The organism is Hydrogenophaga sp., from assembly GCF_035481345.1.
Taxonomy (GTDB): Bacteria; Pseudomonadota; Gammaproteobacteria; order Burkholderiales; family Burkholderiaceae_C; genus Hydrogenophaga.
In genome coordinates this window covers 1-21253 of sequence record NZ_DATIGV010000072.1, presented here as the reverse complement: position 1 = coordinate 21253, position 21253 = coordinate 1, and the positions used below count along the sequence as shown (strand labels likewise).

Sequence of the window (21253 nt, the reverse complement as noted above, 5' to 3'; positions counted from 1 at the left end):
GCGGCGGCCAGCGGCGCGCGCTCGGGTCCACCGGTTGCCGCGTGGGGCGTGGGCACCGGCGCCGCGGCCACCACCGCTTCGGCGGGCCGGGGCGAGGCAGGTGCGGCAACCACTGCACCGGTGCCGCCCGTACCGGTGGAGGGCGCCGGCGTCGGCGCGGCCGCGACCAGCAAGCCCACCTCCTGCTCGTCGCGCGTCGCTTCGGGCCAGAACCACCACGCGCCCAGGCCCACGGCAGCCACACCCGCCGCCGACGCTGCCAGGGCACGGCGCGGCCAGCGCGCGCCACCCATGCCGGCCGGCGCTTCGCCCAGCAGGCGCTGCAGGGCCTGAATGAGCGCGCCGGTGGACGCCTCCCATTGCAGGTGCTGCAGCGCGATCGCCTGGCGCCGGGCCAGCGGCTTGAGTTCCTCGGGTAGCTCCTCCGCTCGCGGCATGGTGGCGCGGTCCAACACCACCGGCACGACGCGAATGCCCCGCCGCAGCGCCGTGGCCACCTCCAGGCGGATGAAGTCTTGCGGGTCGTCGAGCCGGCGCTGGCCTTGCGCGTCGCGCATGGCCAGCCACTCGTCGCCGATCAGCACGATCAGCACACGGCAGGAGCCCACGGCCCGCTCGATCGCCTCGACGAAGTCCGTGCCCGGCTCGATCTCGGCCACGTCCATGAAGACGCGGTCGTCTCCGAAGTGCGCTTTCAGGCGGTCGTAGAGGCGCCCGGCGTAGCCGGAAGCGTCGTCGCGACGGTAGCTGATGAAGATCCCGTCCATGCCAGCCCCCGCGCCGCCCTGACGGTGAGCGGCCGGACCATTCTAGGCAGGCACCGGGGCGCGCGATACCCCAGGCGGGGGACGCACCCCGTGGCCTCAGGCCGCCTTGGGCGTGCCGCGCAGGCGCTTGATCAGTTCAACGACGCCCACCACCACCGCCCCCGCCGCGATGCCCACCAGCGCGCCGGTCAGGCTGGGCACGAAGGCGCCGAACCAGCCCAGGCTTTCCGCCCAGGTCTCCACGCCGTGCGCCAGCAGCGGCAGGCCATGCAGCAGGATGCCGCCGCCCACCAGGAACATCGCGGCCGTGCCCAGCACCGACAGCGACTTCATGAGCCAGGGCGCGAAGGCCAGGATGCCGCGTCCGATGGCCTGCTTCCAGGCCTGCGCCTGGCGGTTCAGGTGCAGGCCCAGGTCGTCGAGTTTCACGATGCCCGCGACCAGGCCGTACACGCCCATCGTCATGATCAGCGAGATGCCCACCAGCACCCCGATGCGCTGGCCCATGCCGGCGCTGGCAACGGTGCCCAGGCTGATGACGATGATCTCGGCGGAGAGGATGAAGTCGGTGCGCACGGCGCCCTTGATCTTCTCTTTCTCGTAAGCCACGAGGTCGATCTTGTCGTCGGCCACGGCCTTCACCAGCTCGTCGTGGTGCTTCGCGTCGTCGGCCTTGTGCGCGCCCAGGGCGTGCACGAGTTTCTCCACGCCCTCGAAGCACAGGAACAAGCCGCCGAGCATGAGCAGCGGCGTGATGAGCGCGGGCACGAAGGCGCTGATGAGCAAGGCCGCCGGCACCAGGATGGCCTTGTTGACGAACGAGCCCTTGGCCACGGCCCACACCACGGGCAGTTCGCGGTCGGCCTTCACGCCGGTGACCTGCTGGGCGTTGAGCGCGAGGTCATCGCCCAGCACGCCAGCCGTCTTCTTGGCCGCGACCTTGGTCATGACTGACACGTCGTCGAGCAGCGTGGCGATGTCGTCGATGAGGGCGAGAAGGCTGGTACCGGCCATGAGGGGCTCCGCTGGGGGTTCAGGCTGGCACGGGGGGCCAGACCACGGGGAACAAAGGGTCGTCCATCGCCGCGCCCGCCGGCAATCGGGCCTCCAGCCCGGGAAACGGCGGCGAGGTGCGCCAGCGGCGCGGCGCGTGCACGCTGTCGTCGCCCAGGTAGCGGGCCGAGAACACGCGGCGGCGTGCGCCCGGCCCCGTGCCGCTGGAGGCGTGCAAGGCCAGCATGTGGAAGGCCACGCAGTCGCCCGGCTCCAGCGCCCAGGCCAGTTGGGAGTAGCGCTGCGGTTCCTGCTCCACGGGGGGCAGTTCGGCCAGCGTGCCCTCGGGAAACCACTTCGCCTGCTGGTCGCGGAAGGTGCGCGGCATGTACCAGGTGCCGTGGTGCGAGCCGGCCACGAAGCGCAGCGTGCTCGCCAGCGGCACCGGGTCCACGGGGATCCAGAAGCTCACGTTCTGCGCGCCGTCGACGTTGTAGTAGGGCTGGTCCTGGTGCCAGGGCGTGGGCTGGCGCGTGCCGGGCTCCTTCACCAGCAGGTGGTCGTGGTACAGCCGCACCTGGCGGCTGCCCATGAGCTGGGCCGACACGTGCGGCAGCGCCGAGTGGCGCAGCACGTCCTCGTAGGCGGCGTTGTGTGCCCAGGTGCAGAAGTCCTCGACGAAGCGGCCCGGGTCGTCGGGCTCGCTGGCCACCAGGGCCAGCGGGCTCAGGTGCGCGAGGTTGTGCTCGATGCCCTCTTCCAGGCGCTTGAGCTCACTCGGGGTGAACACGCCGCGCAGCACCACGGCGCCGTCGCGCGCGTAGGCCGCGATGGTGGACGGGTCGAGGGCGTGCTCGCGCGCCATGGGATCACCCCACCCAGCGGCGGGCGTTGCGCCACAGGCGCGTCCAGCCACTCGGCGCGGAGATGTCCTGATCGGTCCAGCTCATGAGCACGTTGCGGAACACGCGTTCCGGGTGCGGCATCAGCGCGGTGAAGCGGCCGTCGGCCGTGGTGACGGCGGTGAGGCCGGCCGGGCTGCCGTTGGGGTTGAAGGGGTAGCGCTCGGTGGCCTGACCCCGGCTGTCGACAAAGCGCATGGCGGCGATGGCCTTGGCGGGGTCACCACGGTGGCGGAAGTTGGCGTAGCCCTCGCCGTGCGCCACGGCGATGGGCAGGCGCGTGCCGGCCATGCCCTCGAAGAACAGACTGGGCGAGTCCAGCACCTCCACCTGCGACAGGCGGGCCTCGAAGCGCTCGCTCTGGTTGGTGGTGAAGCGCGGCCAGGCCTCGGCGCCCGGGATGATGTCGGCGAGTTCCGCGAACATCTGGCAGCCGTTGCACACGCCCAGGCCGAAGGTGTCGCTGCGCGCGAAGAAGGCCTGGAACTGATCGGCCAGGCGCGGGTTGAAGGTGATGGAGCGCGCCCAGCCGATGCCCGCCCCCAGCGTGTCGCCGTAGCTGAAGCCGCCGCAGGCGATGACGCCGCGCACGTCCTTCAGGTCGGCGCGGCCGGTCTGCAGGTCGGTCATGTGCACGTCGATCGCCTCGAAGCCGGCCTGCGTGAAGCACCAGGCCATTTCCACGTGCGAGTTGACGCCTTGCTCGCGCAGGATGGCCACCTTGGGGCGCGAGAGGTTCAGGAAGGGCGCGGCCACGTCCTCGTTCGGGTCGAACGTCAGGTGCGTGTGCAGGCCGCCGTCGGCCGGGTCGCCGGCCGCCGCGTGTTCGCTGTCGGCGCAGGCGGGGTTGTCGCGCCGCTGGTTGATCTTCCAGCTCACGCTGTCCCACACCTGCTGCAGGTCGACCAGCTTTGCGCTGAAGACGGCCTTGGTATCGCGCCAGATCTGAAGTTCGCCCTTGCCGGCGTCCATCGACGACGATGCAGGCCGCGTCTTGCCGATGAAGTGGCTGTGCTTTGAGAGGCCATGCTCGCGCAGCAGCTGCATCACCTCGTTGCGCTGCTCGGTGCGCACCTGCAGCACCACGCCCAGCTCTTCGTTGAACAGGGCCTTGAGCGTGAGCTCCTCGCGGCGCGCGCTGACCTGCTGCGCCCAGTTCTTGGCGTCGCCCGTCTCGGCGCGGCTGTCGCCGATGCCGTCGCCTTCGGTGATGAGCTGATCGATGTTGAGCGCCACCCCCACGTTGCCGGCGAAGGCCATCTCGGCCACGGCGGCGAACAGGCCACCGTCGCTGCGGTCGTGGTAGGCCAGCACGCGGCCCTGCGCGCGCAGGGCGTTGATGGCGTTCACCAGGTTCTTCAGGTCCTGCGGGTCGTCGAGGTCGGGCACCTCGCCGCCCGGGTGGCCCAGGGTCTGCGCGAGCACGCTGCCACCCAGGCGGTGGCGGCCCTTGCCGAGGTCGATCAGCACCAGGGTGGTGTCGTCGAGCTCGCGGTTCAGTTGCGGCGTGAAGGTGCCGCGCACGTCGGCCAGCGAGGCGAAGGCGCTGACGATCAGGCTCACCGGCGCGGTGACCTTCTTCGTCTGGCCGTCGGCCTGCCACTGGGTGCGCATGGACAGGCTGTCCTTGCCCACGGGAATGGACACGTCCAGCGCGGGGCACAGCTCCATGCCCACGGCCTTCACGGTCTCGTACAGCGCGGCGTCTTCGCCGGGTTCGCCGCAGGCGGCCATCCAGTTGGCGCTGAGCTTCACGCGCGGCAGTTCGATGGGCGCGGCCAGCAGGTTGGTGATGGCCTCGGCCACGGCCATGCGGCCCGAGGCGGCGGCGTGCGTGGCGGCCAGCGGTGTGCGTTCGCCCATGCTCATGGCCTCGCCCGCGAAGCCGGCGTGGTCGGCCAGGGTGACGGCGCAGTCGGCCACGGGCACCTGCCAGGGACCGACCATCTGGTCGCGGTGGCTGAGGGCGCCCACGGTGCGGTCGCCGATGGTGATGAGGAAGCGCTTGGAGGCCACCGTGGGGTGGCTCAGCACGTCAATCACGCTCTTTTGCAGATCGACGCCGGTGAGGTCGATGGCCGGGGACGTGCGCGCCACGCTCGTCACGTCGCGGTGCATCTTGGGCGGCTTGCCCAGCAGCACGTCCATGGGCATGTCGACCGGGCTGTCCTTGCTCTCATCAACGAGTTGGAGTTGCCGTTCCTCGGTGGCCACGCCCACCACCGCGAAGGGGCAGCGCTCGCGCTCGCAGAAGGCCGTGAACCGCGGCAGCGACTCGGGCGCGATCGCCAGCACGTAGCGCTCCTGGCTCTCGTTGCACCAGATCTCCTTGGGCGCCAGGCCGCTCTCTTCCAGCGGCACGGCGCGCAGGTCGAAGCGCGCGCCACGGCCGGCGTCGTTGGTGATCTCGGGGAAGGCGTTGGACAGGCCGCCCGCGCCCACGTCGTGGATGGCGAGGATGGGGTTGTGCTCACCCTGCGCCCAGCAGTGGTTGATGACCTCCTGCGCGCGGCGCTCGATCTCGGGGTTGCCGCGCTGAACGGAGTCGAAGTCGAGCGAGGCGGCGTTGGTGCCGGTGGCCATGGAGCTGGCCGCGCCGCCGCCCATGCCGATCTTCATGCCCGGGCCGCCCAACTGGATGAGCAGCGTGCCGGCCGGGAACAGGATTTTCTTGGTGAGCTTCGCGTCGATGGTGCCCACGCCGCCCGCGATCATGATGGGCTTGTGGTAGCCGCGTTGCACGCCGTCCACCACCTGCTCGTATTCGCGGAAGTAGCCCAGCAGGTTGGGCCGGCCGAATTCGTTGTTGAAGGCCGCACCGCCCAGGGGGCCCTCGGTCATGATCTGCAGCGGGCTGGCGATGTGCTCGGGCTTGCCGCCCGGCTGGTCGGACAGGCCGCCCCAGAGCTTGCCGACCGTGAAGCCGGTGAGGCCGGCCTTGGGCTTGGAACCACGCCCGGTGGCGCCTTCATCGCGGATCTCGCCACCCGCGCCGGTGGAGGCGCCGGGGAACGGCGAAATGGCCGTGGGGTGGTTGTGCGTTTCCACCTTCATCAGCACGTGCTGGGTGACGGCCTCGGCGCGGTAGGCGGGCGACGCCCCGCCGTCGTAGCGCGCCACGAAGCGCTGCACCTCGTGGCCTTCCATCACCGAGGCGTTGTCGGCGTAGGCGATCACCGTGTGCTGCGGGCTGCTCTGGTGGGTGTGGCGGATCATGCCGAACAGGCTCTTGTCCTGCGCCGCGCCGTCGATGGTGAACTGCGCGTTGAAGATCTTGTGGCGGCAGTGTTCGCTGTTGGCCTGGGCGAACATCATCAGCTCCACGTCGGTGGGGTTGCGGCCCAGGCTGTTGAAGGCGGTGATGAGGTAGTCGATCTCGTCCTCGGCCAGGGCCAGGCCCCAGTCGGTGTTGGCGCGCTCCAACGCCGCGCGGCCACCGCCCAGCACGTCCACGCGCTCCATGGGCGCGGCCTGCAGTTCGGTGAACAGGGCGTGGGCCTCGTCGCGCGTGGCCACCACGGCCTCGGTCATGCGGTCGTGCAGCAGGCTGGCCACGGCCCAGCGCTGCTCGGGCGTGAGGACGGGCTTGCCGCCCAGCAGCCCCGGCTTGAGGGCGATGCGGTACTCGACCAGGCGCTCCACCCGGTGCACCACCAGGCCGCAGTTGCGCGCGATGTCGGTGGCCTTGGAGGCCCAGGGCGAGACCGTGCCCAGGCGGGGCATGACCAGCAGCGCGGGCGCGCCGTCGGCTTCGAGCTTGAGGTGTTCCGGCTGCGCGGGCTCGCCATAGGTGAGCAGCTCGCCCAGGCGGCGCTCGGTGGCGGCGTCGGGCGGGGTGTCGAAGGACGCCAGGTGCACGAACCGGGCACTGAGGCCGACGATCTTGTCGTGGGTGGCTTGGAGTTGGGGGAGAAGCTGCCGGACTTTGAAGTCGCTGATGGCGTGACCGCCATCAAAGGTGCGCAGGTGCAGGGACACGGTGGGGCCTGTGGTGCGTTGAACCACCCGCGGGCGGGGTGGTGGAAAGCCCGCGATTTTACCTGCCGGCCCCATGGTGATCGGCCCGCCAGGGGCGTCCGGACGGGGTCCGGTGGGATAATCGCGCCCCATGAGCATCACCTACAAGGACGCCGCCGGCATCGAGGGCATGCGCACCGCGTGCCGCCTCGCCTCCGAAGTGCTGGACTACCTCACGCCGCTGATCCAGCCGGGCATGACGACGCTCGAGATCGACCGCCTCTCGGCCGAGTACATGAAGCAGCAGGGCACGCGCTCGGCCACCATCGGCTACCAGCCCAGCGGCTACCCGCCCTACCCCGGCCACCTGTGCACCTCCGTCAACCACGTGGTGTGCCACGGCATCCCGAACGAGAAGCCGCTCAAGAAGGGCGACATCCTCAACGTGGACGTGACCGTGATCACGCCCGAGGGCTGGTACGGCGACAACAGCCGCATGTTCCTGATCGGCGGCGAAGCGGCCTGCTCCATCCAGGCCCGCCGCCTGAGCCAGGTCACTTTCGAGGCCATGTGGAAGGGCATCGTGCTGGTGCGCCCGGGCGCGCGCCTGGGCGACATCGGCCACGCCATCCAGACCTACGCCGAGGGCAACGGATTCAGCGTGGTGCGCGAGTTCTGCGGCCATGGCATCGGCCAGCGCTTCCACGAGGAACCCCAGGTGCTGCACTACGGCCGCCCGGGCACGCTGGAAGAGCTCAAGCCCGGCATGACCTTCACCATCGAGCCCATGATCAACGCCGGCCGGCGCGAGATCAAGGAACTGGGCGACGGCTGGACCATCGTCACGCGCGACCGCTCGCTCTCGGCCCAGTGGGAGCACACCGTGCTGGTCACCGAAACCGGCTACGAGGTGCTCACCTGGTCGGCCGGCAACATCGCGCCGCCGGCCTTCGTGACCCCCGCCCCGGCCAGTGTCGCGGCCTGAGGGCAGCCCGCGCGTGGCGACGCCCCACAACGGCATGGACGAGCTCGCCGCGCTGCGGCAGCAGTACCGCGACGACAAGCAGGCGCTGTTCGCCGCGCTGCTGCAGACCGGCGCCTCCACGCGTGGCGTGCGCCAGGCCCTGCACCAGCTCGCCCGCCTCACCGACCAGACCTTGCGCACGCTCTGGCAGCGCGCCGGCTTCGGCCCGCGCTTCGCCCTGGTGGCCGTGGGCGGCTACGGCCGCGGTGAGCTGTTCCCGCATTCCGACGTCGACGTGCTGGTGCTGCTGCCCCAGGGCTGCGAGCCCGACGCCGACGACACGCTCAAGGCCCGCATCGAAGGCTTCATCGGCGCCTGCTGGGACCTGGGGCTGGAGATCGGCTCCAGCGTGCGCACCATCGACGAGTGCGTGGCCGAGGCCGAGAAGGACGTCACCGTCCAGACCTCGCTGCTCGAATGCCGGCTCATCGCGGGCCATCAGGAAGGCTTCAGGCAACTGGTCACCCGCCTGGGCGAGGCCATGGACCCCAAGGCCTTCTTCGTCGCCAAGTCGCTGGAGATGCGCCAGCGCCACCACAAGTACGAGAACACGCCCTACGCGCTGGAGCCCAACTGCAAGGAATCACCAGGCGGCCTGCGCGACCTGCAGATGATCCTGTGGGTGGCCAAGGCGGCCGGCCTGGGCCGCAGCTGGGACGAACTCGCGCGCACCGGCCTGGCCACGCCGCTGGAGGCGCGCCAGATCAAGGCCAACGAGGCCCTGCTGAGCCTCATCCGCGCGCGGTTGCACCTCATCGCGCACCGGCGCGAGGACCGCCTGGTGTTCGACCTGCAGACCGCCGTGGCCGAGTCCTTCGGCTTCAAGGCGCAGCTGCCCGCGCCCGGTGAAACCAACCCGCGCGGCACGCGCCGCGCGAGCGAGGCGCTGATGAAGCGCTACTACTGGGCGGCCAAGGCGGTCACGCAGCTCAATCAGATCCTGCTGCTCAACATCGAGGAACGCCTGGGCGACACCGAACCGGGCGTGCAGCGCCTGCGCCCCATCAACGAGCGCTTCTTCGACAAGGGCGGCATGCTCGAGGTGGCCAGCGACAACCTCTACATCCAGCAGCCGCACGCCATCCTGGAGAGCTTTCACATCTACCAGACGACCGTGGGCATCAAGGGCCTGTCGGCGCGCACGCTGCGCGCGCTCTACAACGCGCGCCCCGTGATGAACGCGAAGTTCCGCGCCGACCCGGTCAACCGCGCGATGTTCCGCCGCATCCTGATGGAGCCGCAGGGCATCACGCACGCCATGCGGCTGATGAACCAGACCTCGGTGCTGGGGCGCTACCTCTGGGTGTTCCGCCACATCGTGGGGCAGATGCAGCACGACCTGTTCCACGTCTACACCGTGGACCAGCACATCCTGATGGTGCTGCGCAACATGCGCCGCTTCTTCATCCCCGAGCACTCGCACGAATACCCGTTCTGCTCGCAGCTCGCGGCCGGCTGGGACAAGCCCTGGATCCTGTACATCGCCGCCCTCTTCCACGACATCGCCAAGGGCCGCGGCGGCGACCACTCCGAACTCGGCGCCAGGGACGTGCGCAGCTTCTGCCGCCAGCACGGCATCGAGCGCGAGGACACGAAGCTGATCGAATTCCTGGTGAGCGAGCACCTGACGATGAGCCGCCTGGCGCAGAAGGCCGACCTGTCCGATCCCGACGTCATCGCCGACTTCGCGAAGCGCGTGGGCAACGAGCGCTACCTCACCGCCCTGTACCTGCTCACCGTGGCCGACATCCGTGGCACCAGCCCCAAGGTGTGGAACGCCTGGAAGGGCAAGCTGCTGGAAGACCTGTACCGCTACACCCTGCGCGTGCTGGGCGGGCGCGCGCCCGACCCGGGCGCCGAGGTCGAAGGCCGCAAGCGCGAGGCGCTGCAGGTGCTGGCCCTGCATTCCTTGCCCCACAACGCGCACAAGGCGCTGTGGGACACGCTGGACGTGAGCTACTTCATGCGCCACCAGGCCGACGAGATCGCCTGGCACACGCGCGTGCTCACGCGCGAGCTGGCCAAGCCCGGGCGCGACCCAGGCCGTGCCATCGTGCGCGCGCGCCTCTCGCCGGCCGGCGAAGGCCTGCAGGTGCTGGTGTACGCGGCCGACCAGGCCGACCTGTTCGCGCGCATCTGCGGCTACTTCGACATGTCGCAGTTCAGCATTCTCGATGCGCGCGTGCACACCACGATGACGGGCCACGCGCTGGACACCTTCCAGGTGATCGTGCCCGAGATGGCCGAGCATTACCGCGAACTCGTCGCCATGGTCGAGGCCCGGTTGCCGCAGATCATCGACGAGCACGGCCCGTTGCCGCCGCCCACCAAGGGCCGGCTGTCGCGGCGCGTGAAGAGCTTCCCGATCACGCCGCGCGTGGACCTGCGGCCCGACGAGAAGGCGCAGCGCTGGCTGCTGTCGGTGTCGGCCAGCGACCGCGCGGGCCTGCTCTACGGCATCTCGCGCGTGCTGGCGCGCCACGAGATCAGCGTGCAGCTCGCCAAGATCACCACCCTGGGCGAGCGCGTGGAAGACACCTTCCTCATCAGCGGGCCCGAGCTGCAGGTGAACAAGCGGCAGATCGAGATAGAGACGGAGCTGCTGGAGACGCTCGAGGGGCGGTGAGCGCAAGCGCACCGCCCTGGCCGCCATCGCGCGCCACGGCAGGCTTGCGTGGAAGGGGTCGACACATCCGGATGGCGAAGACAGCGGCGAATCGGGAACACCGGTGGCGCTGAAGAAACACAAGCGGCCAACCGTTTCATCAGCCCCTGCCGGTCCACCATGCGAGCCCCGTCACAAGCCCTCACCCTGTCGTCCACCACGTTCGGGAAGTCCCCGCCGAACTCCCCAGCGCATACGCCTCGAGCGTTCGCCCTGCCGCTCGGCCTGTATGACGAACTCCGCTTCGCGGTCCGTGAGAACGATGTCCATGAACTCTCGAAACTGTTGAACGGGCGCGTGTTCAACGAGGAGGACACACAATGGCTGCACGCCCTGGAGTTCAAAGCGTTTGCCAAGAACTCCCCCGACGCGGTTCAACTGCTGCGTACCGTAAAGGTGGGGGAGGCCTTCGAGTTCGTCGACAAACGCCCCGATCGACCCGACCCCATTGACCCCCTGCCCCGAATAAGCGGCCCTCTGAGCGAGCGCCAGATGGAGTTCCTGGACACCGCATTCACCCGAGAGGACAAAGATGCAATCAACGAACTGCTCGACGGCACTGGCGTATCCCGGGAAGATGCGTACCGCCTGCTTCTGAATTGGCGCCAGCGACCCACCTGATCAACTGAAGCCCGACGCACGCCAATCGGCGCTCGTCAGGTCTTAGTCGTTTGCCGCCAGCAAGCTCAGCATCGCCGCCTCGTCGATCACCGCTACGCCCAGCTCCTGCGCCTTGTCCAGCTTGCTGCCCGCCTCGGCGCCGGCCACCAGGTAGTCCGTCTTCTTGCTGACCGAGCCGGCTACCTTGGCGCCGGCCGCTTCCAGCATGGCCTTGGCGTCTTCGCGCTTGAGCGTGGGGAAGGTGCCGGTGAGCACGAAGGTCTTGCCCAGCAAGGGCTGCGGGGCGTTGTGCTCGCCCTCGTTCTCGGGCCAGTGCACGCCGGCCGCGCGCAACTGCTCCACCACCTCGCGGTTGTGGGCCTGCTCGAAGAAGGTGCGGATGCTCTGCGCCACCACCGGGCCCACGTCGCTCACCTGCAGCAGCTCGTCCACCCTGGCGTCCATGATGCGGTCCAGGCTGCCGAAGTGGCGCGCCAGGTCCTTGGCGGTGGCCTCGCCCACGTGGCGGATGCCCAGGCCGAACAGCAGGCGTGGCAGCGTGGTCTCGCGGCGCTCCTGCAAGGCGTCCAGCACGTTCTGCGCCGACTTCTCCGCCATGCGCTCCAGGCCCGCGAGCGCGGTGAGACCGAGCTTGTACAGGTCGGGCAAGGTCTTGATGAGACCGCTGTCCACGAGCTGCTCCACCAGCTTGTCGCCCAGGCCCTCGATGTCCACCGCCCGGCGCTGCGCGTAGTGCAGGATGGCTTGCTTGCGCTGCGCGGCGCAGAACAGGCCGCCGGTGCAGCGGTGGTCGGCCTCGCCCTCCTCGCGCACGGCGTCGCTGCCGCACACGGGGCAGTGCGCGGGCATGGTGAACTGCGGCGGGTCGCCCTCGCGCTTGTCCACCAGCACCGACACCACCTCGGGAATCACGTCGCCCGCGCGGCGCACGATCACGGTGTCGCCCACGCGCACGTCCTTGCGGCGCGCCTCCATCTCGTTGTGCAGGGTGGCGTTGGTGACGGTGACGCCACCCACGAACACCGGCGCCAGCTTGGCCACGGGCGTGAGCTTGCCGGTGCGGCCCACCTGCACGTCGATGGCCTGCACGATGGTGAGCTGTTCCTGCGCGGGGTACTTGTGCGCCACGGCCCAGCGCGGCTCGCGCGTGACGAAGCCCAGGCGCTTTTGCGTGTCCAGGCTGTTGACCTTGTAGACCACGCCGTCGATGTCGTAGGGCAGCGCGTCGCGTTGTTCACCGATGCGGCGGTGAAAGGCGACGAGCGCCTCGGCACCGCGGCACACCGCCGTCTGTTCGGCCACGGGAAAGCCCCAAGCCTTCAGGCGCATGAGCCAGTCGTACTGCGTGGCGGGCGGCGACTCATCGCCCACCACCTCACCCCAGGAGTAGGCGAAGAAGCTCAGCGGGCGCTCGCGGGCGATGCGCGAGTCGAGCTGGCGCACCGCGCCGGCGGCGGCGTTGCGCGGGTTCACGAAGGTTTTTTCGCCCTTGGCACCCTGGGCGATCTTCTCGCGCTGGCGTTCGTTCAGGGCTTCGAAGTGATCGCGCCGCATGTAGACCTCGCCGCGCACCTCCAACACCTCGGGCACCTCCTTGGGCAACCTCAAGGGAATCTGCTGAATGGTGCGCACGTTGTGCGTCACGTCCTCGCCCGTCTCGCCGTCGCCACGCGTGGCGGCGCGCACCAGCACGCCCTGTTCGTAGCGCAGGCTCATGGCCAGGCCATCGAACTTGAGCTCGGCCAGGTACTCCACCGGCGGATCCGCCTCGCTCAGGCCCAGCTCGCGGCGCACGCGCGCGTCGAAGGCGGCGGCGCCGCTGGCCTCGGTGTCGGTCTCGGTGCGGATGCTGAGCATGGGCACCGCGTGGCGCACGGGCGCCAGCGACTTGAGAATTGCGCCCCCCACGCGCTGCGTGGGCGAGTCGGGCGTCATCAGCTCGGGGTGCTGCGCCTCGATGGCCTGCAGCTCCTGGAACAGGCGGTCGTACTCGGCGTCGGGGATCTTGGGCGCGTCGAGCGTGTAGTAGAGGTGCGCGTGGTGGTGCAACTGGGCGCGCAGCTCGGCCGCGCGGTCGGCCGCCGACGCAGGCTGCGGCGGTTCGGCGAAGAGATCAGGGGTCATTGGGGTCTGCCGCCGGGCCGCCCCAAGGCAGACCGGCCCACTTGGGGGGCAGCGACCCGCGAAGCGGCGGAGCGTGGGGGCTCATGTTGCTTACGAGAACAGCCGGCGCGCTTGCGGCGAGCCCGCCGCAAGGTCGCGCTCGTCGAGCGCGTCGTACAGGCTTTCCAGGTCGGTGCCGATGTGGTCCATGGCCTCGGTGGGCAGTGGCGCGCCCGCGTCGTCGGTGACCATGCCGTCCATGGCATCCGCCAGGGCCTGCGCGGCCTGGCGCAGCCGGCCGAAGGGCTGTTCGTCGCGCGCGACGTGCGTCACCTCCAGCGACAGCGTGACCTCGCGCAGCGCGCTCTGCTCGGGGTCGTCGGCCATGGCGGCCTGGGGGTCGTAGGTCAGCACCAGCACGGGAGGCTGACCGGGCTGGCTGGCGGGCAGCACCATGCGCCCGGGCAGCGTGCCCGCCACGAAGCCCAGGCGGCCGGCGTGCTGCGACACGTAGCCCGGGCTCCAGGCGGCGCGGCGCGCGCGCAGGGTGAAGCCCAGTTGCGCGTCGTGGCCGCTGGCGAAGGCGTCGAGTTCGCGCGCGCGCGCCACCTCGGCGCGCATGTCGGGGAAGTCGGGGCTGGCGCCCACGGCGTCGGCGAAGGCCTGGGTCTTGACCACGAACTCGGAGAATTCGATGTCGTTGAGCGGGCCGGCGCGGTTGGCCAGTTGCACGCCGGCCTGCAGCGCGCGGTAGCGCTGGTGCGGCCGGGCGCCTTCCCATTCGCCGCTCTGGGCGTTGAGGCCTTCCACGGCGAAGGGCTTGCTGCCCACGCGGCGCGTGGCCGGCAGGGCCGCGAGCACGGCGTCGCCCGAGACCTCGTGTTCCAGCGCCAGCGGCGCGATCACGTCGATCAGCGCGTCCAGCGCGGGGCCGGGTCGGCGCTCGGGCAGCGGCGCCAGGCTGGGCTCGATGAGTGCGGGCCCCTGCGCATCGTCGATCCCGCTCTCGGGAAGTTCAGCGGGCGCGCGCTCGTCATCGGACCCGATCGGCTCGGGCCCCGCGTCGGTCAAGGCGTCGCTGAAGCCCGGCTCGCGGCGCTCCGCCAGCGGATCGCCCATCGCCCCCGAGACGGGCTCGGCGCCCTCGCCCGCCGGCCCGCGCTCGCGCACCGTGCGCGGGACGCTCTGGCGCGTGATCCAGGCGTTGTAAGCCACCACCGCCGCGAGCACGAGGCCGCCGACGATGGCCAGTCCGATCTGCAGGCTGGTCATGGTGCTTGAACCCTCAGGTGGCTTCCAGCATGCCGGCCGCGGACTCCATGTCCACCGCCACGATGCGCGACACCCCTTGCTCCTGCATGGTCACGCCGATGAGTTGCTGCGCCATCTCCATCGCGATCTTGTTGTGGCTGATGAAGAGGAACTGCGTTTCCTTGGCCATGGCGCTCACCAGCCGCGCGTAGCGCTCGGTATTGGCGTCGTCCAGCGGCGCGTCCACCTCGTCGAGCAGGCAGAACGGCGCGGGGTTGAGCTGGAAGATGGCGAACACGAGGGCGATGGCGGTGAGCGCCTTCTCACCGCCCGAGAGCAGGTGGATGGTCTGGTTCTTCTTGCCGGGCGGCTGGGCCATCACCTGCACGCCAGCGTCCAGGATCTCCTCGCCCGTCATGACGAGTTTGGCGTTGCCGCCACCGAACAGCTCGGGGAACATGCGGCCGAAGTGCTCGTTGACGGTCTGGAAGGTGGAGCCCAGCAGCTCGCGCGTCTCGTTGTCGATCTTCTTGATCGCGTCTTCCAGCGTGGTGATGGCCTCGTTCAGGTCGGCCGACTGCGCGTCGAGGAAGGTCTTGCGCTCGCGCGCGGCCGTCAGCTCGTCCAGCGCCGCCAGGTTGACCGCGCCCAGGCCCTGGATGTCGCGGTGCAGGCGGTCGATCTCGCCTTGCAGGCCGCCCAGGCGCACGTTGCCTTCGGTGATGCTCTGCGCGATGGCGGCGCGGTCGGCCTCGGCCTCGTCGAGCATCTGGCTGTACTGCTCCACGCCCAGGCGCGCGGCCTGTTCCTTGAGCTGGAAGTCGGTGATGCGGCTGCGCAGGGGCTCCAGCTCGCGCTCGAGTTGCAGGCGGCGCTCGTCGCTGGCGCGCAGCTTGGTCGTCAGGTCGTCGTACTGGCTGCGCAGCGCGGCCAGGGCCTGCTCGCGCTCGGTCTTGGCGGCCAGCGCGTCCTGCAGGCCGGCCTGGGCGGCGGCGTCGCTCAGGCGCGCCAATTCGTCCTGCGCGCGCTGCTGCTCGTCGGCGAGTGACTGTTCCTGCTGGCCCGCGGTGTCGATGGAGCGCTGCAGCTCGGCCTGGCGCGCCTGCAGGCTGCGCAGCGAGAAGGTGGCTTCTTGCGCCTGGCGCTCCAGCGAGCGTTGCTGCTCGCGCGCGTGGTTGAGTTTTCGCTCGGCCTCGATCACGGCGTCGTCGAGCTGGGCGTGGCGCTCCTGGCTGTCGGCCAGTTGCATGTCGAGCTCCTCGAAGCGCGCCTCGGCGGTCACGCGGCGCTCCTGCAGGGCCTCGAGCTGGGCGTCCACCTCGGCCAGGTCGGCATTGATCTGCTCGCTGCGCGCGCGCGTCTGCTCGGCCTGCTGGGTGAGGCGCAGGGCCTCCACCTGCAACTCATGCGAGCGGCTCTGGGCCTCGGCGGCCTCGCGGCGCGCCACCACCAGGCGCTGGGAGGCGTCGGTGAAGGCGGCGTCGGCGCGCACCAGGGCCGAGCGCGCCTGTTCGGCGATGAGCGCCTGCGCCTTGAGCTGCTTGTCCAGGTTCTCGATTTCCTGCGCGCGCGCCAGCAGGCCGGCCTGCTCGTTGTCGGGCGCGTAGAAGCTCACGCTGTGCGCGCTGACGGCGTGGCCGCTGGCGACGTAGATGGCTTCACCCGCCTGCAACTGGCCGCGCTGGGCCAGGGCTTCGTCGAGCGTGGCGGCGCTGTAGCAGCCGCGCAGCCAGTCGCCCAGCAGGGCCTGCTGGCCCGCGTCGTTCAGGCGCAGCCAGCTGTCCAGGGGCTTGAGCGCGCCGTTGCCCGCGCCAGCGGCGGCGCCGGGCGGCGGCTGATAGAAGGCCAGGCGCGTGGGCGGCGCGTCGGTGGCGAAGGCGCGCACCATCTCCAGGCGCGACACCTCCAGCGCGCCCAGGCGCTCGCGCAGCGCGGCCTCCAGGGCGTTCTCCCAGCCGGTTTCCACGTGGATGCGGCTCCACAGGCCCTGCAGGCTGTCCAGCCCGTGCTTGGCCAGCCAGGGCTTGAGCTTGCCGTCGGTGCGCACCTTTTCCTGCAGGGCCTTCAGGGCCTCCAGGCGCGCGCTCAGATCGGCCTGCCGGGCGGATTCGGCGTTCACCGCGGCCTGGGCCTGGCGGCGGGCTTCGTCGAGCTGCGGCACGCTGTCCTGCAGTTCGTGCAGGCGGGCGTCGGTTTCCTCGGCCAGGGCCTGGGCCGCGGCCATGGCCTCCTGGGCGGCGGTGACGCGGGCCTCGTCCGGCGCTGCCAGGGCGTTGCGGTCGGCCATCAGGCGCTCACGGCGCTGCCCCAGGCCACGCGACTGTTCCTCGACGTTGCGCTGCTCGGCCGCCAGCACCTGGATCTGCTGCTGCACCTGCGCGACGGCGCCGCGCTGCTCGGTGGAGCGGGCCTGCGCGGCGCGCAGCGCGTCTTCCAGCGCGGGCAGCGCGCCCACCTGCTCTTCGCCCTGGGCGGCCAGCACCACCGACTGTTCTTCGGCGCCGACGATCTTCTCGGCCAGTTCCTCGATCTCCACGGCCGCGTCCTGGCTGCGGGTGGACCAGGAGGCGATCTGCTCCTTCAACTGCGCCAGGCGCTGTTCCACGCGCTGGCGGCCTTCCACCACGAAGCGGATCTCGGCCTCCAGCTTGCCGACCTCGGCGCTGGCTTCATACAGCTTGCCCTGGGCCTGGTTCACCTGGTCGCCGGCCGCGTAGTGGGCCTGGCGGATGGTTTCCAGCTCGCTCTCGATGCGGCGCAGGTCGGCCGTGCGCGATTCGAGGTCGGTCGCGGCCTGGGCGGCGTCCTTCTGCACGCGGGCCTGCTCGGCCTCGGCGTCGGCGCGTTTCAGGAACCACAACTGGTGCTGCTTGAGCGTGGCCGAGGCATTGAGCGCGTGGTACTGCGCGGCCACCTCGGCCTGCTTCTCCAGCTTGTCGAGGTTGGCGTTGAGCTCGCGCAGGATGTCTTCCACCCGGGTGAGGTTCTCGCGCGTGTCGGCCAGGCGGTGCGCGGTCTCGCGGCGGCGCTCCTTGTACTTGGAGACCCCAGCGGCTTCCTCCAGGAACAGGCGCAGCTCCTCGGGCTTGCTCTCGATGATGCGGCTGATGGTGCCCTGGCCGATGATGGCGTAGGCGCGCGGGCCCAGGCCGGTGCCCAGGAAGACGTCCTGCACGTCGCGGCGGCGCACCGGCTGGTTGTTGATGTAGTAGCTGCTGGTGCCGTCGCGCGTGAGCACGCGCTTGACCGCGATCTCGGTGAACTGGCCCCACTGGCCGCCGGCGCGGTGGTCGCTGTTGTCGAACACCAGCTCCACGCTGGCGCGGCTGGCCTGCTTGCGGCTGGTGGTGCCGTTGAAGATGACGTCCTGCATGGACTCGCCGCGCAGTTCGGACGCCTTGGACTCGCCCAGCACCCAGCGCACCGCGTCCATGATGTTGGACTTGCCGCAGCCGTTGGGGCCCACCACGCCCACCAGTTGGCCGGGCAGCATGAAGTTCGTGGGTTCGGCGAAGGACTTGAAGCCGGAAAGCTTGATCGAATTGAGGCGCACGGCGGTCCGGGTGAGGCGGCGTTGGCGGGAGGCGGAGGGTCCGCGGACGGACCATCGCGGGATGATACCTGCGGGCCTATCGGCCCCCTGAGCGGCTGGCGGGTGCGGTTTTTAACGGGACGTTTTAACGCGATCGGCCTCTCGGCCTAGGTAACAGCTTGTTTCAAAGGAAGCATGCCAACAGAATCACCGGCATCCCTTTCTTAGAACCAAGTCATCCATCCGGTCCCCGTCATGAACACCATCGTCAACACCTCCTGGGATGTCGGCCTGATCGCCCTGTCCTTCGCCTTCGCCGCCATCGGCTCCTTCGTGGCCCTGAGCGCGGCCACCCGCATCCGCAACCGCCGCGGCGCGCTGGACTGGAACAGCGTGTTCACCGTGGGCATCGCCCTGGGCGGCGTGGGCGTGTGGTCCATGCACTTCATCGGCATGCTGGCCCTGCAGATGGACGTGGGCAGCAGCTACTCCATGCTGGAGACGCTCACCTCGCTGGTGGCCGCCATCCTGGCCACGGCCGGTTCGGTGGCCTACGCCGCGCAACGGCCCGAGAGTCTGGCGCGTCTGCTGGTGGCCGGCTTCCTGCTGGGCATGAGCGTGGTCGTCATGCACTACTTGGGCATGTTCGGCCTGAAGATCTACGGCTTCATCACCTGGGACATGGCGCTCGTGGGCGTGTCCATGCTGATCGCCGTGGTGGCCGCCACCGCCGCGCTGTGGCTGGCCTTCAACAGCAAGACCCTGGGCCGCCGCGTGGCCGCCTCGCTGGTGATGGGCGTCGCCGTCTGCGCCATGCACTACACCGGCATGGCCGCCGCCGAGTTCGTCTGCACCACCTCCGAGCGCGCCGCCATTCCGCAAGGCACGGGCTTCATCTCCGCCTTCCGCCTGCCGCTGCTGGTGATCGCCACCACGGTGATGTTGACGGTGCTGCTGTCGCTGGATCAGCTGTACCAGCACCTGCGCGGGCGGGCCATGCGGGCGGCCCGCGCCTGAGGTCGAAAGGCCACTCGCTCACATCCGGGCGATCCTGACAAGGCCGCTCATCAGCGGCTTTTTGCGTTTGGTCGGCGCCAGGCGCACCCTTGGGCCTCTGTCACCAGCATCGGGTGCCAGAAAACGTTTCGCCAACGAAACACCAGGGAGGTCAACATGAACAGCACGGTCACCACCGAATGGGACCTGGGCCTCGTCGCCCTGTCCTTCGCTTTCGCCGTCATTGGCTCATTCCTTGCACTCAGCGCCGCCACGCGCCTGCGGGCCGACGGCGGCGGCCTGGATTGGGCCAACGTGCTCGCCGTGGGCGCCGCGCTCGGCGGCGTCGGTGTCTGGTCCATGCACTTCATCGGCATGCTGGCCCTGCAGATGGACGTGGGCAGCAGCTACTCCATGCTGGAGACGCTCACCTCGCTGGTGGCCGCCGTGCTGGCCACCGCGGGCTCGGTGGCCTACGCCGCCCGCCGGCCCGAGAGCCTGCCGCGCCTGCTGGTGGCCGGCTTCCTGCTGGGCATGAGCGTGGTCGTCATGCACTACCTGGGCATGTTCGGCCTGAAGATCTACGGCTTCATCACCTGGGACATGGCCTTGGTGGGCGCCTCCATGCTGATCGCCGTGGTGGCCGCCACCGCCGCGCTGTGGCTGGCCTTCAACAGCAAGACCCTGGGCCACCGCGTGGCCGCCTCGGTGGTGATGGGCATCGCCGTCTGCGCCATGCACTACACCGGCATGGCCGCCGCCGAGTTCGTCTGCACGACCTCGCAGCGCGCGGCGATCCCGCAGGGGCCGGGCCTCATCTCCACGATGCGCCTGCCCACGCTGGTGGTGGGCGCCACGGTGCTGTTGACGCTGCTGCTGTCGATCGGCCAGGTGGTGCAGCGACGCCGCCCAACGAAGTCCCGCCGCTTCGCCTGAGCGCACTCCCGTGCCGGGGACGGTATCGGGCACCCCCGATAATCCCGGCCCATGAACCCCCTGCTCCAGCGGCTGCAGCCCTACCCGTTCGAGCGGCTGCGCCAGCTCTTTGCGGGCGTGACGCCCTCGCCCGCCCACCGCCCCATCAGCCTGGGCATTGGCGAACCCCGGCACGCCGCCCCCGATTTCCTCAAGCGCGCCCTGGCCGGTGCCCTGGACGACGGCCTGTCGAACTACCCGGCCACCGCCGGCACCCCGGCGCTGCGCGAGGCCTGCGCCGGCTGGGTGCAGCGCCGCTACGGCGTGGCGCTGGACCCGGCCACGCAGGTGCTGCCCATCAACGGCTCGCGCGAGGCGCTGTTCGCCTTCGCGCAGGTGGTGGTCGACCCCACGCGGCCCGGGGCCACGGTGCTCTGCCCCAACCCCTTCTATCAAATCTACGAAGGCGCGGCCCTGCTGGCGGGCGCCCAGCCGCACTACGTGCCCAGCGTGGCCGAGCGCAACTTCGCCGTGGACTGGGACGGCGTGCCCGATGAGGTATGGGCCCGCACCCAGCTCATCTACGTGTGCTCACCCGGCAACCCCGCCGGCGCGGTGATGCCGCTGGAGGAGTGGCGCCGCCTGTTCGAGCTGAGCGACCGGCACGGCTTCGTCATCGCCTCGGACGAGTGCTACAGCGAGATCTATTTCCGCGACGAAGCCCCCCTGGGTGGCCTGCAGGCGGCGCAGCAACTGGGCCGCACGGATTTCCGCCGCCTCATCGCATTCACCAGCCTGTCCAAGCGCAGCAACGTGCCGGGCCTGCGCAGCGGCTTCGTGGCGGGCGACGCCGCGCTCATCAAGCCCTTCCTGCTCTACCGCACCTACCACGGCGGCGCCATGAGCCCGGTGGTGCAGGCGGCCAGCATCGCCGCCTGGAACGACGAAGACCATGTGGTGGAGAACCGCCGCCTGTACCGCGAGAAGTTCGCCCAGGTCACGCCGCTGCTGGCCGAGGTGCTGGACGTGGCCCTGCCCGACGCCTCCTTCTACCTGTGGGCCGGCGTGCCCGCCCGCTTCGCCTCGCACACCCCCGGGCTCAGCGCGGACGAGGCCTTCGCCCGCGAATTGCTCGCTCAATACAATGTGACCGCCCTGCCCGGCAGCTACCTCGCGCGCACCGCGCAGGGCACCAACCCCGGCACCGGCCGGGTGCGCCTGGCCCTGGTGGCCGGCGTCGACGAATGCCTCGAAGCCGCGCAGCGCATCGTCACCTTCTGCCGCGCCAGCGCCTGAACCCGTTTCCCTTGAACCTCAACGTTTCATTCCAATGAGCCAACAACTGCAAGCCATCATCGACACCGCCTGGGACAACCGCGCCACGCTCTCGCCGTCGGCCGCGCCGAAAGAGGTGAGCGATGCGGTCGAGCACGTGATCGCCGAACTCAACAAGGGCCGTCTGCGCGTGGCCACGCGCCAGGGCGTGGGCCAGTGGACCGTGAACCAGTGGATCAAGAAGGCCGTGCT

General features: G+C 70.1%; 13 protein-coding genes and 1 pseudogene. 7 read left to right on the top strand and 7 right to left on the bottom strand.

Annotated elements, in window-relative coordinates:
• The 4 genes from VLG41_RS07315 to purL form a co-directional block, all read right to left on the bottom strand.
• Positions 1-767, bottom strand: a 767-nt coding sequence (locus VLG41_RS07315; RefSeq protein ID WP_325348734.1) for a toll/interleukin-1 receptor domain-containing protein, incomplete at its 3' end; no start/stop codon positions are given.
• A 96-nt stretch (positions 768-863) separates the two neighbouring features.
• Positions 864-1781 (bottom strand): DUF808 domain-containing protein, encoded by a 918-nt coding sequence (locus tag VLG41_RS07310; RefSeq protein WP_325348733.1) that lies wholly within the window; start codon positions 1779-1781, stop codon positions 864-866.
• A 19-nt stretch (positions 1782-1800) separates the two neighbouring features.
• Positions 1801-2625 (bottom strand): phytanoyl-CoA dioxygenase family protein, encoded by an 825-nt coding sequence (locus VLG41_RS07305; RefSeq protein WP_325348732.1) that lies wholly within the window; start codon positions 2623-2625, stop codon positions 1801-1803.
• A gap of 4 nt (positions 2626-2629) precedes the next feature.
• Positions 2630-6640, bottom strand: a complete 4011-nt coding sequence (gene purL, locus VLG41_RS07300; RefSeq protein WP_325348731.1) for a phosphoribosylformylglycinamidine synthase — start codon at positions 6638-6640, stop codon at positions 2630-2632.
• Positions 6641-6770: 130 nt separating this feature from the next.
• Here purL and map point away from each other — a divergent pair, with 130 nt between their 5' ends.
• The 3 genes from map (at position 6771) to VLG41_RS07285 (ending at position 10929) form a co-directional block, all read left to right on the top strand.
• On the top strand, positions 6771-7604 hold the full coding sequence (gene map, locus VLG41_RS07295) for a type I methionyl aminopeptidase (protein ID WP_325348730.1): 834 nt from the start codon (positions 6771-6773) through the stop codon (positions 7602-7604).
• A 34-nt stretch (positions 7605-7638) separates the two neighbouring features.
• The gene (locus tag VLG41_RS07290; protein ID WP_325348735.1) at positions 7639-10269 is read left to right on the top strand and encodes a [protein-PII] uridylyltransferase; all 2631 of its coding nucleotides are present in this window, start codon (positions 7639-7641) and stop codon (positions 10267-10269) included.
• Between the two features lie 159 nt (positions 10270-10428).
• A complete protein-coding gene (locus tag VLG41_RS07285) occupies positions 10429-10929 on the top strand; it encodes a hypothetical protein (RefSeq protein ID WP_325348729.1) in 501 nt (166 codons plus the stop codon).
• Between the two features lie 42 nt (positions 10930-10971).
• Here the strand turns inward: VLG41_RS07285 and ligA are convergent, their stop codons facing one another.
• The 3 genes from ligA to smc form a co-directional block, all read right to left on the bottom strand.
• On the bottom strand, positions 10972-13053 hold the full coding sequence (ligA, locus tag VLG41_RS07280) for an NAD-dependent DNA ligase LigA (protein ID WP_325348728.1): 2082 nt from the start codon (positions 13051-13053) through the stop codon (positions 10972-10974).
• A 90-nt stretch (positions 13054-13143) separates the two neighbouring features.
• Positions 13144-14304, bottom strand: a complete 1161-nt coding sequence (locus VLG41_RS07275) for a cell division protein ZipA C-terminal FtsZ-binding domain-containing protein (protein ID WP_325348727.1) — start codon at positions 14302-14304, stop codon at positions 13144-13146.
• A gap of 13 nt (positions 14305-14317) precedes the next feature.
• The gene (gene smc / locus VLG41_RS07270) at positions 14318-17836 is read right to left on the bottom strand and encodes a chromosome segregation protein SMC (RefSeq protein ID WP_325348726.1); all 3519 of its coding nucleotides are present in this window, start codon (positions 17834-17836) and stop codon (positions 14318-14320) included.
• Between the two features lie 234 nt (positions 17837-18070).
• On the opposite strand from smc, the gene VLG41_RS07265 reads away from it, so the two are divergent.
• The 4 genes and pseudogenes from VLG41_RS07265 to VLG41_RS07250 form a co-directional block, all read left to right on the top strand.
• The gene (locus VLG41_RS07265) at positions 18071-18832 is read left to right on the top strand and encodes an MHYT domain-containing protein (RefSeq protein WP_325348725.1); all 762 of its coding nucleotides are present in this window, start codon (positions 18071-18073) and stop codon (positions 18830-18832) included.
• A gap of 156 nt (positions 18833-18988) precedes the next feature.
• Positions 18989-19747, top strand: a complete 759-nt coding sequence (locus tag VLG41_RS07260; RefSeq protein WP_325348724.1) for an MHYT domain-containing protein — start codon at positions 18989-18991, stop codon at positions 19745-19747.
• A 51-nt stretch (positions 19748-19798) separates the two neighbouring features.
• Positions 19799-21022, top strand: coding sequence for a succinyldiaminopimelate transaminase (gene dapC / locus VLG41_RS07255; protein ID WP_325348723.1), 1224 nt, complete (start codon positions 19799-19801; stop codon positions 21020-21022).
• Positions 21023-21056: 34 nt separating this feature from the next.
• Positions 21057-21253 (top strand): annotated as a pseudogene (locus VLG41_RS07250) (2,3,4,5-tetrahydropyridine-2,6-dicarboxylate N-succinyltransferase); the annotation flags it as partial.

Bases quoted from the DNA above. Each gene is read 5' to 3' on its own strand.
- VLG41_RS07285 (WP_325348729.1), top strand. From the start codon at position 10,429: ATGCGAGCCCCGTCACAAGCCCTCACCCTGTCGTCCACCACGTTCGGG.
- map (WP_325348730.1), top strand. From the start codon at position 6,771: ATGAGCATCACCTACAAGGACGCCGCCGGCATCGAGGGCATGCGCACC.
- VLG41_RS07265 (WP_325348725.1), top strand. From the start codon at position 18,071: ATGAACACCATCGTCAACACCTCCTGGGATGTCGGCCTGATCGCCCTG.
- VLG41_RS07260 (WP_325348724.1), top strand. From the start codon at position 18,989: ATGAACAGCACGGTCACCACCGAATGGGACCTGGGCCTCGTCGCCCTG.
- ligA (WP_325348728.1), bottom strand. From the start codon at position 13,053: ATGACCCCTGATCTCTTCGCCGAACCGCCGCAGCCTGCGTCGGCGGCC.
- VLG41_RS07310 (WP_325348733.1), bottom strand. From the start codon at position 1,781: ATGGCCGGTACCAGCCTTCTCGCCCTCATCGACGACATCGCCACGCTG.
- dapC (WP_325348723.1), top strand. From the start codon at position 19,799: ATGAACCCCCTGCTCCAGCGGCTGCAGCCCTACCCGTTCGAGCGGCTG.
- VLG41_RS07305 (WP_325348732.1), bottom strand. From the start codon at position 2,625: ATGGCGCGCGAGCACGCCCTCGACCCGTCCACCATCGCGGCCTACGCG.
- VLG41_RS07290 (WP_325348735.1), top strand. From the start codon at position 7,639: ATGGACGAGCTCGCCGCGCTGCGGCAGCAGTACCGCGACGACAAGCAG.
- VLG41_RS07275 (WP_325348727.1), bottom strand. From the start codon at position 14,304: ATGACCAGCCTGCAGATCGGACTGGCCATCGTCGGCGGCCTCGTGCTC.